Annotated in this window: 9 protein-coding genes; all 9 read right to left on the bottom strand. The window is 71.9% G+C overall.

Going from position 1 to position 12,746, the window contains the following annotated elements:
* Positions 1-17: 17 nt before the first annotated feature.
* Positions 18-2,237: a DUF2868 domain-containing protein gene (locus tag EOE66_RS20270; protein ID WP_128230574.1), complete on the bottom strand. Its 2,220-nt coding sequence runs from the start codon at positions 2,235-2,237 to the stop codon at positions 18-20.
* Positions 2,238-2,306: 69 nt separating this feature from the next.
* Positions 2,307-2,960, bottom strand: coding sequence for a helix-turn-helix transcriptional regulator (locus EOE66_RS20265; protein ID WP_128230573.1), 654 nt, complete (start codon positions 2,958-2,960; stop codon positions 2,307-2,309).
* Between the two features lie 89 nt (positions 2,961-3,049).
* Entirely contained in the window at positions 3,050-4,180 is a 1,131-nt protein-coding gene (locus EOE66_RS20260; RefSeq protein WP_128230572.1) for an acyl-CoA dehydrogenase family protein, read from the bottom strand.
* A 33-nt stretch (positions 4,181-4,213) separates the two neighbouring features.
* The gene (locus EOE66_RS20255; protein ID WP_128230571.1) at positions 4,214-7,675 is read right to left on the bottom strand and encodes a S41 family peptidase; all 3,462 of its coding nucleotides are present in this window, start codon (positions 7,673-7,675) and stop codon (positions 4,214-4,216) included.
* Between the two features lie 5 nt (positions 7,676-7,680).
* Positions 7,681-8,367: an SDR family oxidoreductase gene (locus EOE66_RS20250; protein ID WP_128230570.1), complete on the bottom strand. Its 687-nt coding sequence runs from the start codon at positions 8,365-8,367 to the stop codon at positions 7,681-7,683.
* Positions 8,368-8,383: 16 nt separating this feature from the next.
* Positions 8,384-9,049 carry a LysE family translocator gene (locus tag EOE66_RS20245; protein WP_128230569.1) on the bottom strand — a complete coding sequence of 222 codons (666 nt, stop codon included), beginning with the start codon at positions 9,047-9,049 and terminating at the stop codon, positions 8,384-8,386.
* Positions 9,049-10,227: an acetyl-CoA C-acyltransferase gene (locus tag EOE66_RS20240; protein WP_128230568.1), complete on the bottom strand. Its 1,179-nt coding sequence runs from the start codon at positions 10,225-10,227 to the stop codon at positions 9,049-9,051. Before EOE66_RS20240 ends, EOE66_RS20245 begins: the two co-directional genes overlap by 1 nt.
* 34 nt (positions 10,228-10,261) lie before the next feature.
* Complete coding sequence (gene aceK / locus EOE66_RS20235) at positions 10,262-12,016, bottom strand: bifunctional isocitrate dehydrogenase kinase/phosphatase (protein WP_128230567.1); 1,755 nt, start codon at positions 12,014-12,016, stop codon at positions 10,262-10,264.
* A 20-nt stretch (positions 12,017-12,036) separates the two neighbouring features.
* Positions 12,037-12,744, bottom strand: coding sequence for a carbonate dehydratase (can, locus tag EOE66_RS20230; protein ID WP_128230566.1), 708 nt, complete (start codon positions 12,742-12,744; stop codon positions 12,037-12,039).
* Positions 12,745-12,746: the final 2 nt, after the last annotated feature.

Genomic DNA, 12,746 nt, shown 5'->3' with positions numbered 1-12,746 from the left:
GCAGGCAGTCTAGAGCTTCAGGCGTGGCGCCCGGGGCCGCCCAGGGCCTGCACCAGGGTGTCGGCCAGCGGCGCCTGCAGGCTGAGCGCGAGCGCGGCGGCCTCGCCCGGGTTGGCGCAGGTCTTGCGCCGCGCGCGCCACAGCGTGGCCAGCTGGCCCTGGCGCGCGGCCAGCGCCGGGGCCAGGCGCTGCGCGGCTTCTTCGGGCGCGAGGCCGTGGGCGGCCCCCAGCGCGCGCTGCAGCAGGGTTTCGGTGAAACGGGTCAGCGCGGCTTCGTCCCAGGCCACGAAACTGCGGTCGGTGCCGCGCACCAGGTTCAGCCCGCGCGCCGCGCCGGCCGCGCCCAGGGCCCCGAGCAAACCGCCGGCCACCGCGCCCGCGCCCAGGGTGAGTCCGCCGCTGAGCAGGTCGGCCTTCAGCCCCACCAGCGCGCCGCTGAGCGCGCCGCCCACCAGGGCCGCGCGGCCTTCGCCAACGCGGGCGCGCAAGGCCGTGCCTTCGCCCGTGGCCGACCGCAGGGCCGCGCCCTCGCCGCCGGCGAGCACCGCGCTCTCGGCGGCACCCCACAGCAGCACCTGCAGGCGCTGCAGGTGGCCTTGCAGGCTGGTGTCCAGCCGCTGCTCCAGCCGCGTGCGCGCGGCCTCGGCCTCGCCACCGCGTGAGAGCAGGCTGCCTTCGTCGGCCAGGGCCTCGTGGGTGGTGGCCACTTCGGCCAGGGTGTCGGCCAGCTCGGCCACGAGGGCGTCGAAACGCGCGGCCTGCGCCGCCTGCCAGCTGGCGGTCAGGCGCTGCAGGCGCAGGTCGTCGTCCAGCGCCGCCGCCAGGGCTTGCAGAAGGCGGCCCTCGGGCAGCCATCCGTCGGCGCGCTGCCTGGCGGGTAGCGTGGTGGGGGCGGTGGCGTCAGGCTCCGCACTGTCTTCCAGCAGCACCACCACGGGCCGGCCCAGGCGCGCCAGCCACGCCGGGCGTTGTGCGCCAGCGCGCGTGTGCAGCAGCACGGCGGCCACCTGCTCGCGCAGCGCCGGCAAGGGGTCGGCCGCGGCGCGGCCACCTGCAAAGCCGAAGACCTGTGCCACCGTGGCCCACCAGGGCGTGCCGCCGGCCGCAGGCGCCTCCGCGGCGGCTTCCAGGCCCGGCGGCGCGCACAGCAGCTGCAATTCGTCGCCCAGCTCGCCGCGCAGCACGGTGAAGGGCTCGCCGGCCGCCGGTGCAGGCGCCCAGGGCACGCCGAAGAGCGCGGGCGCCGGCAGATCGGCGGGTGCCGCCACCCACAGCAGCCGCAGCACGTGCGGCCGGCCCGGGCGCATCAGCGGGTGCAGGGCTTCGAAGTAAGGCGTGTCCAGCTTCAGCGGGAACCGCCGCGCCTGCGCGCTGGCGCGGCGCGCGGCCCACAGCGCGAGAAGCGTACGCGGCAGCACCACGGCCAGGCCCAGCGTGGCGGCATAGAGGTGGATCCACGGTGCGGCGCTGGCTGCGGCGTCGGCCCCGGGCGCCAGCTGCAGCGGTGCCACTTCGGGCACGGCAATGCCCGTCAGCGCGCTGGCCGGCGCCAGCAGCCAGCCCAGGGCCTGCTGCACGGCCGTGGCGTCGAGAAAGGTGCTCTGCCAGCCCGCGCGGTAGTCGAGCACCAGGCCGCGCAGATAGAGCCCGGCCACCAGGCCGGCCGCCAGCGCGGCGGCACCGCTGTGCAGCACGAGCGCGGCGCGGTGGCGCATCAGCGGCGCGGCGTGTTCGGCCCACAAGGCACCGGCGCGGGCCGTGGCGCCATCACCACCGGGCACCCGCAGTCCCAGTTGCGCCAATGCCGCGCGCAGCCCACCGCCTGGCCAGTGGGGCAGCGGCAGCAGCAAGACGAGGTAGACCGCCAGGTTCCAGGCCACCACCGCCCACACGGCGGGGGCCAGCAGGTTCACGCGCTGGGGCGCGCCGAGTTGGTCGGCCAAGAGGCCCGCTGCGGCACCGAGCACCAGCGCCAGCAGCACCCAGGCCGGGTGCCAGCCGCGGCGCGCCAGCCAGCGCTGCAGGGCGGCATCACGCGGCAGCAGGCGTTGCAGCGCCATCTCGGCACGCGCCTTCACGAAGGCCGCGGGTGCCGCGCCCTCGCCCACCGCCGCCAGCGCCTGGCGCGTCGCCCAGGCGCTGTCGTCAGCGCCCCAGACTGGCCGCTGCCCCGGGGGCGTGGGCGCGGTCTCCAGCGCCTGCAGCAGCAGCACCTGGCGGGCTTCTTCTTCGGTCATCGGGGCGGAATGTAGCCGCCCTGCCCCGAGCCGGGGCCTTCACCTCGGGGCCGGCAGGCCCCGCAGGCATCACACCGCGTGCAGCAGCGCCACCAGCGCGGCCTGGCTGTTGGTACCGGTCTTCTCGTACATCTGGCCCACGTGCGTGCGCACGGTGCTGATCTTCACGCCCAGCTTCTCGGCAGCGCAGGTGGGGCGCATGCCTTCGCAGAGCATCTCGGCCAGGCGCGCCTGGGTGTGCGTGAAGCGGAAGCGGCGGCGCATGGCGTCGGTGCGCGTGAGTTGCACCTGCTCGATGGTGGCCAGCAGCCAGCCACCGGTCTGGCCGGTGCCTTCGCCAGCGGGCATGGCGCGCAGCGTGATCTGCATCGGCGCGTTGCCCTCGGCTTCCAGCGGCAGCACCATCTCGCCGCTGGCGACCACCTGGGCGTGCCAGCGCGACAGCGGCACCCAGCGGCCGGCCTGGCGCAGCGCCAGGCGGCCGCCGGCGTCGAGCCACAGGCCGTCGCGGCGCTCGATGCGGCGCGTGGCGGCGGGGTTGGCTTCGAGCACGGCACCGTCGGCATCGGCCACGATCAGCGGGGTTTCCAGGCGCTGCATCAGGCACTGGCCCAGGGCCGCCAGGCGCTGCGAGCGGGCGGGCTGCGGGGCGGCGGCACTGCCGTTGTAGGCGCCAGCGAAGCTGTGGTTGGCGGGGGTGCTGAAGGGGGTGTGGGTTTGCATCGGGAGCCTCCTGTTGTCGATGGAGGCATTGGGCCGCAGCCTGTCCTTCAGGAGAATGACACCAAGGTATCCCACCCCCGTGGGGGGAGTCAGGCCAGCGCCCTGCCGATCAATATCTTCTGCACCTCGCTCGTGCCCTCGTAGATCTGGCAGACGCGCACGTCGCGGTAGATGCGCTCCACCGGGAAGTCGCTCACGTAACCATAGCCGCCGTGCACCTGGATGGCGTCGCTGCACACGCGCTCGGCCATCTCGCTGGCGAAGAGCTTGGCCATGGCGGCTTCCTTCAGGCAAGGCTGGCCGGCGTCCTTCAGCGCGGCGGCGTGCCAGATCATCTGCCGCGCCACCTCGATCTGCGTGGCCATGTCGGCCAGCTTGAACTGCACCGCCTGGTGCTGGAAGATGGGCTGGCCGAAGCTCGTGCGGTCTTTGCTGTAGCGCAGCGCCGCCTCGAAGGCCGCGCGCGCCATGCCCAGGGCCTGGCTGGCGATGCCGATGCGCCCGCCTTCCAGCCCGCTGAGCGCGATCTTCAGGCCCATGCCTTCTTCGCCCAGCAGGTTCTCGGCCGGCACGCGGCAGTTCTCGAAGTTGATCTGCGCCGTGTCGCTGGCGTGCTGGCCGAGCTTGTCTTCCACGCGCGCCACGGTGTAGCCCGGCGTGCTGGTAGGCACGATGAAGGCGCTGATGCCCTTCTTGCCCGCGGCCTTGTCCGTCACCGCCATCACGATGGCCACATCGCCGTTCTTGCCGCTGGTGATGAACTGCTTCACGCCATTGAGCACGTAGTGGTCGCCGTCCTTCACCGCGGTGGTCTTCAGGCCGCCAGCTTCGCTGCCCACGTGGGGCTCGGTGAGGCAGAAGGCGCCGAGCATCTCGCCACGCGCCAGCGGCTTGAGCCAGCGCTCTTTCTGCGCCGCGTTGGCGTAGGCCATCAGGATGCTGCACACGGGGCAGTTGTTGACGCTGACGATGGTGCTGGTGGCGCCGTCGCCGGCGGCGACTTCTTCCAGGATGAGCGCCAGCGCCAGGTAATCGAGCCCCGCGCCGTCCCATTCGGCGGGCACGGCCACGCCGTAGCAGCCGAGGGCGGCCAGGCCCTTCAACGCCGCGGCCGGGAAGGTGTGGCCCTTGTCCCAGGCGGCGGCGTGCGGGGCCACTTCGGCCTGCACGAACTGGCGCACGGCGTCTTGCACGGCGCGGTGGTCTTCACTCAACTGCATGGTGGGCTCTTTCGGGCGTCGGGTTCAAGGGGTTCAAGGCCGCTGGTGCGGCGGCGCCACCGGGCGCGGCAGCGGCTGCTCGGCCAGCTGGCGCAGCAGGTGGTTGACGGCGGCGTCGAGTTGGGCGTCGCCGCCTTCGTGGGTGGCGCGCGGCGGGTTGTCGACATCGATGTCGGGCGTGACGCCGCGGCCTTCGATCAACCAGCCCCCGTCCAGCGCGTACTGGCCGGTCTCGGCGGCGCGCATGATGCCGCGGTCGAGCAGGCGGTTGCCGTCGCTCAGCCAGATGCCCGCGCCGGCGGTGCGGCGGCCGATCAGCGTGCCCAGCTGCAGGCGCTTGAAGCCTTCGGCGAAGGTCTCGCCGTCGGAGTAGGTGTCGGCGTCGATCAGCACCGCAATGCGCCCGCGGTAGGCCTGCTGCATGTTCGAGTAGGTCTCGGCGCCCTCCGGCGAACGCGGCTGCCACCAGGCCCAGGCGCGGCGCAGCAGCTGCGTGAGCACCCAGCTGTCGATGTTGCCGCCGTTGTTGTTGCGCACGTCGATGATGAGCGCCTCGCGGTCGAGCTGGGCGTAGAACTCGCGCGCGAAAGTGGCCATGTCGCCGCGGCCCATGGCCCGCAGGCGCAGGTAGCCCACGCGGCCCTGGCTGCGCTCGGCCGCGCGCTGCAGGCGGCCGTGCTCCCAGTCGCCCTCGCGCAGCGCGGCTTCGCGTTCGGCGTTGATGGGCAGCACCACCACGCGGCGCTCGGCGCCCGCGCTACCACTGGCAACTTCGGGCTTCACGGTCAGCAGCACCTGGCGGCCCACCTGGCCGCGCAGCAGCTCCGGCAGCGCCGCCACGCCAGCCAGCGAGCGGCCGTTGAGCGTGGTGATGATCTCGCCCACCTTCACGCCAGCTTGCACCAGCGGGCCGGCTTCGGTGGGCAGCTCGGGGTCGCTGCGGAAAAGCTGCTCGACGCGGAAGCCCTGCGCCACCTTGCTGAAGCGCGCACCCAGACCGGCCGCAGCGATGTCGTCGGGTCCGCGGCGCACGTCGCCGGCGGCCACCTGGCTGTGCAGCGCGCCCACCTCGGCCACCATCTGCGCCATCAGCTCGGCGAGTTCACGGCGCTCGCCCACACGCGGCAGCAAGGCGGCGTACTTGCGGCGCACGGCGGGCCAGTCGGTGCCGTGCATCTTGGCGTCGTAGAAGTGGTCGCGGTGCAGGCGCCAGGCGTCGTCGAAGAGCTGCCGCCATTCGGCGGCGGGCTCGGTCTGGATCTGCCAGTCGGCCCAGCGCACCTGCGTGCGCGCCAGCACGGCCGGCTCGGTGGGCGGCTTGGCGGCGGCGTCCATCAGCTGGATGTCGGCCGCCTGCTGCGGGCTGGCCGCGCGGCGCACCAGCAACAGGCGCTTGGCGTCGCCGCTCAGCTCGTAGTCGTTGACATCGGCGGCAAACAGTTCGGGCTGCGGGCCGGTGTTCTCGATGGCCAGCGTGCGCAGGCTGGTGCGGCGTTCCACCGTGGAATCGGCCTCCAGGAAATACAAACGCCGGCCGTCGGTGTGCAGGCGTGTGTAGTTGCCCGGGGGCAGCGGCACCTCGTGCAGGCGCTGCGCCAGGCCTTCGAGTTCCAGCGGCGCCACGGCGGCCGAACGCGCAGCGCCTGCAGCGCCGCCAGTGCGGGCCGGTGCAGTGCCGGCGGCCGAAGCGGCGGCAGCCGCCGGCGCAGGGGCTGCCGACGCCTCGCCTTCTGCCTGCAACTCGTCGCGCGGCTGGAAGGGGAAACGCGGCCCGCTGGCCTGCAGCGCCAGCGCGTAGATCTTGCTGCGGCGGTCGAAGTAGGGGCCCAGGTTGCGGTCGCCCCAGGGGCCGGCGTTCAGCGAGGCGAAATGCCGGTCGGAGAGGAAATAGAGCCAGCGCCCATCGGGTGTGAAGGCCGGGGCGCTGCTGCTGTAGCGGTCGCTCGTCAGCGCCACCGTGCGAGCCTGCGCCACGTGGTGCAGGAAGAGCCGCCCGCGGTTGGCATCGGCGCCGCCGCGCGTGAACACGAAGCTCTGGCTGTCAGGTGCCCACACCAGCTGGGCCGGCGCATTGCGCGCAGCCCCCGGCAGTTCCACGGCGCGGGTGGCGCCGGGCCCGTTGGGGGTCAAGGCCGTGAGCGACAACTTGCCGTTCTTGTCGGTGTGCGCCAGCCAGCGGCCATCGGGCGAGGGAAAGATCGCCAGCCGCCGCATCGTGGCCCCGCGCGTGATCTGCAGCGGCGCGCCGCTGCCATCGGCGTTGAAGCGCCACACCTCCAGTTCGGCCGGCGGCGCACCCGCGGCCACGGGCGCGGGCGCGATGTCGCACAGCGCGTACACATGGCGCCCGTCGTGCCCGAACACGCCATCGCGGCAGCGCGCGTCGGCCGGCACCGGCAACTCCGCGCGGCGCAGCGTGCCCGTGCCTTGCGTGGCGAGGCGGCCGCGCACGTTTAGCAGCGCGCGCTGGCCGTCGGGCGACACCCGCGCGCCGTCGAAGAAGCCCTGAGGCCGCTGCACCCAGCGCGCGCGCAGCGCATCGGCGTCGCCGCCCAGCGTGATGGCCAGGCGCTGGTCTTGCCCCGTTTCCAGGTCCACGAGGCGCAGGTCGGCGCCGAGCGCGTAGACCACGCGCGTGCCGTCGATGCTGGCGTGGCGGATGTCCCAGCCGCGGTGGCGCGTGTGCTGCTGCAGGTCACCGCCCTGCGCGTTGACGCTGTAGAGGTTGAACTGCCCGTCACGGTCGCTGAGGAAGGCGATGCGCTCGCCCAGGCTGCCGCGGTAGGGCATGGGGCGCTGGTCGTTGCCGGCCGGGCGGGCGCCCGCTGCAGGCACCGGCAACAGCGGCTGCGCCTCGGCCTGGCCGCGCAGGTCCAGCCGCCACAGCTGCGCCATGCCGCCGCCGCGGTAGGCGCGCACGTTGTCGCTGAGCAGACCCAGCCGCGTGAAGTAGAGGATGTGGCCGTCGGCGCTGAGCGCGCCGTCGCTGGCCTGGCCCACGGGCAGCACCCGCTGCGCCTGCGTGCGCGGGTCGATGGCGTAGAGCTGCGTCACCGGCTCGCCGCGCTGCGCGGGCGCCGTCACCAGCACCTCGCCGGCCGGCGTGTGCCCCCAGACGCGCGGGTTCTGGCCCTGCCAGGTCAGGCGTTGCGGCACGCCGCCGGCCAGCGGCAGCGTGTAGACCTCGGCCACGCCTTCGTAGGCGCCCACGAAGGCCAGCGTGCGGCCGTCGGGCGAGAGCGCGGCGCGCGCTTCCAGTTCGGGGTGGGTGGTGATGCGCTCGGCGCGGCCGCCCTGCAGGCCCACGCGCCAGAGGTCGCTGTCGGCGGTGAAGACGATCGTCTGCCCGCGCAATGTCGGGAAACGGTAGAAGCCTTCGCGCTCGCCCGTCGGCGTCGCACTTTGGGTGGCGGTTTGGGCCAGCGCCGCGGTGGGGCCGGCCACGGCTGCGCCCAGCAGCGCCGCAGCCAGGCATCGGGTCAGCAAGGAATGCATGCGTTTCACCACGCCAGCGGCGTGCCGTCGAAGTTGAAGAAGCCGCCGTGGCCTTCGGGGCCGAGGCTGGCGATGGTCTGGCGCATGCCGGCCACGCTGGTGGCGGCGTCGATGTCGGCCTCTGCGCCGCCCATGTCGGTGCGCACCCAGCCCGGGTGCAGCGCCAGGCACAGCGCGCGGCCCTGCAGCGTGAGCGCGGCGTCCTTCATCACCGAGTTCAGTGCCGCCTTGCTGGCGCGGTAGAGCCAGCCGCTCGCGTTGGCGCGCAGGCCGATGGAGCCCATGCGCGAAGACAGCACGGCGATGCGCGGCAGCCCGCCCGATGCACGCTCAGGTGCGGCCAGCGCCTCCGCCACCTGCGGCAAGAGACGCATGGGGCCGAGCACGTTGGTGTGCATCACGGCGTCGAACTCGGCTTCGGTGGGCGTCTGCAGGCCCTGCGTACGCGGCCCGTAGACACCGGCGTTGATCACCACCACGTCGAAGGCCGCGCCGTCCACCTGCCAGGCCAGGCCGGCGGCGCTGGCCGTGTCGGCCACATCCAGCGGCAACGCGGTGGCGCCCAGCGCGCGCAAACGCACCAGGCCGTCTTCAGACCGCGCCGTGGCCGTGACGGCCGCACCCGCGGCGCGGTACTGCGCCACGAACTCCAGCCCCAGCCCGCGCGAGGCCCCGATCACCAGCACCTGCATCGCTGTTCCCTTTCGATCAAACACCCAGGGGCCGCTCACGCAGCAGGCGCAGCGCCAGCGCCACGAAGAGCAGCCCGCCCAGCGTCTGCAGCCCGCGCGCCACCGCCGGCCGCGCCTGCAAGCGCCGCAGCCGGGCACACACGGCCACCAGCACCAGCAGGAACAGCAGCCCCTGCACCACGAACCACGCGCCGAGCAGCAGGAAAGACGCCGTGGCCGACCACGCGCCGGCCGGCACGAACTGCGGCAGGAAGGCCAGGAAAAACAGCGCCACCTTGGGGTTGAGCATGTTGGTCAAGAGCCCGGCACGGAAGTCGGCGCTCAGGCTGCGCGGCGCCACGGCAGCGGCAGTCGGCGGGGACGCGGCACCGCCCCGCCAGGCCTGGCGCAACATCCCCAGGCCCAGCCACACCAGGTAGGCCGCGCCCACCCACTGGATGAGCTGCAAAGCCTGCGGGTGCAGTGCCAGCAGCGCCGCCAGGCCGAAGGCCGCGGCCAGCGCGTGCACCACGCAACCGGCCGCGATGCCGCTGGCCGCGGCCACGCCCGCGCGCACGCCACCCTGCAGCGTGCGGCTGACGGTGAGCAGGAAATCCACGCCCGGCGTCGCGTTGAGGACGAACACGGCGCCGGCGAACACTGCCAGCTCGGCCGGGCCGGGGAGCAGACCCTGGCCTGCCATCAGCACATCTCGACCGCCATCGCGGTGGCCTCGCCACCACCGATGCACAAGGCCGCCACGCCGCGCTTCAGCCCCCGCTTCTTCAGCGCGCCCAGCAGCGTGACGACGATGCGCGCGCCGCTGGCGCCGATGGGGTGGCCCAGCGCACAGGCGCCGCCGTGCACGTTGACGATCTCGTGCGGCAGCTGGAACTCGGCCATCGCGGCCATGGTGACGGCGGCGAAGGCTTCGTTCACCTCCCAGAGGTTCACGCTCTTGGCGTCCCAGCCCGCCTTCTTCAAGGCCTTCTCGATGGCGCCGGCCGGCGCGGTGCTGAACCACTCGGGGGCCTGCGCATGCACGGCGTGCGCGGCGATGCGCGCGATGGGCTGCAGGCCGCGCGCGCGCGCCGTGCTCTCGCGCATCAGCACCAGGGCTGCGGCGCCATCGCTGATGCTGCTGGCGTTGGCGGCGGTGATGGTGCCGTCCTTCTTGAACGCGGGCTTCAGGCCCGGGATCTTGTCGACCTTGGCCTTGGCCGGCTGCTCGTCGGCCTTGACCACGACATCGCCGCCGCGGCCGCTGAGCGTGACAGGCGCAATCTCCCAGTCGAAGCTGCCGTCTTCGTTGGCCAGCTTGGCGCGCTGCGTGGAAGCGATGGCGTAGGCGTCTTGCGCCTCGCGCGTGAAGCCGTACTTGGCCACGCACTGTTCGGCGAACACGCCCATGGCCTTGCCGCGCTCGTAGGCGTCTTCCAGGCCGTCCATGGCCATGTGGTCGAACATCTGCGCGGCGCCGTACTTCACGCCCTTGCGCGCGAACATCAGGTGCGGCGCATTGGTCATGCTCTCCATGCCGCCGGCCACCACCACCTGCGCGCTGCCCGCGGCCAGCATGTCGTGACCAAACATCATGGCGCGCATGCCGCTGCCGCACATCTTGGAAAGCGTCACCGCGCCCGCGCTCTGCGGCAGGCCGGCCTTCAGCGCCGCCTGGCGCGCCGGGGCCTGGCCCTGGCCGGCCATCAAGCAGTTGCCCATCAGCACTTCATCCACCGCATCGCCGGGCACGCCGGCACGTTCGACGGCGGCCTTGATGGCCACACCGCCCAGTTCCCAGGCGGCGAGGCCGGCGAAATCACCCAGCAAGCCGCCGATGGGCGTGCGTGCGGCAGAAACGATGACGATGGGGTCGGACATGGGGTTCTCCTTGCGATGAAGCCAGCGGCGCGCTTCAGGCGCGGCCGGCGGTGAAACGTTTGGCGGGTTCGTAGGGAAAGACGTCGTGCACGTGGCCTTGCTGGATGCGCTCTTTGCAGCCCTGCCAGAAGGCGGCGTCCAGCAGGTCGGCGTGGTGGGCCATGAAGACCTCGCGCACCGCCGTGTTGCCCAGCAGGAAGGGGCCGAAGGTCTCGGGGAACACGTCCTTCGGGCCTACGGTGTACCAGACCTCGCCGCTCATCTCTTCTTCTTCGTTGCGCGGCGCGGGCACGCGGCGGAAGTTGCAGTCGGTGAGGTACTCGATCTCGTCGTAGTCGTAGAACACCACCTTGCCGTGGCGCGTGACGCCGAAGTTCTTCCACAGCATGTCGCCCGGGAAGATGTTCGCAGCCACCAGGTCCTTGATGGCGTTGCCGTACTCCACCACCGCATCGGCCACCTGCTCGGGCGCGGCCTCCTGCAGGTAGATGTTCAGCGGGATCATGCGGCGCTCGATGTAGACGTGCTTGATGACGAGCTGGTCGCCGTCTTCCTCCAGCAGGCTGGGGCAGAAGTGGCGCAGCTCGGCCACCAGCTCTTCCTCGAAGCGGTGGCGCGGGAAGGCGACGTTGCTGTACTCCAGCGTGTCGGCCATGCGGCCGACACGGTCGTGCTGCTTCACGAGAAGGTACTTGCCCTTGATGAGCTCGCGCGTGGTGTCCTTCTGCGGCGGGTAGAAGTCCTTGATGACCTTGAACACATACGGGAAGCTCGGCAGGTCGAAGACCAGCATCACCATGCCCTTGATGCCGGGCGCGATGCGGAACTTGTCGCTGCTGTGCCGCTGGTGCGCGAGGAAATCCCGGTAGAAGAGGTTCTTGCCGTGCTTCTGCAGGCCGATGGCGTTGTAGAGCTCGGCGCGCGGCTTGCGCGGCATCAGACCGCGCAGGAACTGCACGTAGGCCGACGGGATCTCCATGTCCACCATGAAGTAGGCCCGCGCGTAGCTGAAGATCATCAGCAGGTCGTCTTCGCCGAAGAGCGCGGCGTCGATCACCAGCTTGCCGCTGGGCCCGTGCAGGATGGGCAGCGCCAGCGGCGTCTCCTGGAAGCCGTTGATGATCTTGCCCACCAGGTAGGCGCCCTTGTTCCGGTAGAACAGGCTGGCCAGCACCTGGATCTGGAAGTTCGCACGCGGGCGGAAGCCGCCCAGCTCGGCCAGCATGGCTTCCACCACGTGCTCGACATCGCGGTCGAGATCCTCGAACTCGCGCTGCAGCTGGAAGTTGTGGACGATGCGCGCCCAGGTCTCGCGCAGGTTGTCCTTGTTCGGGTAGTAGGCGCGGTAGGTGGGCAGCGCGCCGGGCTCGTCGTCCTCGATGTATTCGGTGCTGACGGCCGGGCGCACGAAGATGAAGTCGTTGTTGAAGTAGGCGCGGTGCAGCAGCTTGGACGTGACCGAATTGAAGAAGGTCTCGGCCAGCTCGGGCTGGTGGTGGTCGGTCAGCAGGCCGATGAAGTGCAACTTGGCCTGCTGCCAGGTGTCCATGCTCAGCGCGTCGATGTTGAACGCCTGCCGCAGCTTGCCCACGGCCTCGTTCACGCGCTGGTCGTAGAACTCGATGCGCTGCGCCTGCGCCTGCTGCTGGCCGTGCCAGTCGGCCTGCTCGAAGCGCTTCTTCGCCAGCGCCGTGGTCTCGCGGAAGAGCCGGTAGTGGCGGTTGAAGCCGTCCAGCAGGGCCTGGGCGATGTCGAAGGCCAGCTGGTCGGTGAGGCGGTGCGGAAACATCGGCGATCCTTGCGCAGGGCCTACAGGCCGGCCGGCCCGAAGCGGGTATCGGGGCTCAGGTCTTCGTCGTCGGCAGCGCCTGCGGCCTCACCGCGCGGGTAGCGCTTGAGCGCCGCAGAGAACACCTCCACCACCTGCTCGGGCCGCTCCATCGTCACGCCCAGGTCCTTCAACAGGCCGTCCTTCAGGCCGTAGACCCAGCCGTGCACGCTGACCTGCTGGCCGCGCGCCCAGGCGTCCTGCATCACGGTGGACAGCGCCACGTTGCCCACCTGCTCGATGACGTTCATCTCGCACAGCACGTCTTCCTGCTGCTCGCGCGGCAGGTGGTCCAGGCGCTTGCGGTGGCGCAGGCGCACGTCCTGCACGTGGCGCAGCCAGTTGTCGGCCAGGCCCACGCGGATGCCGTGCATCGCCGCGCGCACGCCGGCGCAGCCGTAGTGGCCCACCACGAAGATGTGCTCCACCTTCAGGTGCTCCACCGCGAACTGGATGGTGCTCAGCGCGTTCAGGTCGGAGTGCACCACCACGTTGGCCACGTTGCGGTGCACGAAGACCTCACCCGGGTCCAGGCCCGTGATCTCGTTGGCCGGCACGCGACTGTCGGCGCAGCCTATCCACATGTAGCGCGGGTTCTGCTGCTGGGCCAGGCGCGTGAAGAAACCGGGGTCGCGCGCCTTGGTGGCGTCGGCCCAGCTGCGGTTGTTGTTCAGCAAACGGTGCGGCAAGG

This window comes from Rubrivivax rivuli (genome assembly GCF_004016505.1).
GTDB classification, from domain to species: Bacteria; Pseudomonadota; Gammaproteobacteria; order Burkholderiales; family Burkholderiaceae_C; genus Rubrivivax; species Rubrivivax rivuli.
The sequence above is the reverse complement of the archived record's forward strand: the minus strand, read 5'-3'. Positions and strand labels throughout refer to the sequence as shown.

Excerpts from the sequence above, each read along its gene's own strand:
- EOE66_RS20245 (WP_128230569.1), bottom strand. The coding sequence starts at position 9,049 with ATGGCAGGCCAGGGTCTGCTCCCCGGCCCGGCCGAGCTGGCAGTGTTC.
- aceK (WP_128230567.1), bottom strand. The coding sequence starts at position 12,016 with ATGTTTCCGCACCGCCTCACCGACCAGCTGGCCTTCGACATCGCCCAG.
- EOE66_RS20240 (WP_128230568.1), bottom strand. The coding sequence starts at position 10,227 with ATGTCCGACCCCATCGTCATCGTTTCTGCCGCACGCACGCCCATCGGC.
- EOE66_RS20265 (WP_128230573.1), bottom strand. The coding sequence starts at position 2,960 with ATGCAAACCCACACCCCCTTCAGCACCCCCGCCAACCACAGCTTCGCT.
- EOE66_RS20260 (WP_128230572.1), bottom strand. The coding sequence starts at position 4,180 with ATGCAGTTGAGTGAAGACCACCGCGCCGTGCAAGACGCCGTGCGCCAG.
- EOE66_RS20270 (WP_128230574.1), bottom strand. The coding sequence starts at position 2,237 with ATGACCGAAGAAGAAGCCCGCCAGGTGCTGCTGCTGCAGGCGCTGGAG.
- EOE66_RS20255 (WP_128230571.1), bottom strand. The coding sequence starts at position 7,675 with ATGCATTCCTTGCTGACCCGATGCCTGGCTGCGGCGCTGCTGGGCGCA.
- EOE66_RS20250 (WP_128230570.1), bottom strand. The coding sequence starts at position 8,367 with ATGCAGGTGCTGGTGATCGGGGCCTCGCGCGGGCTGGGGCTGGAGTTC.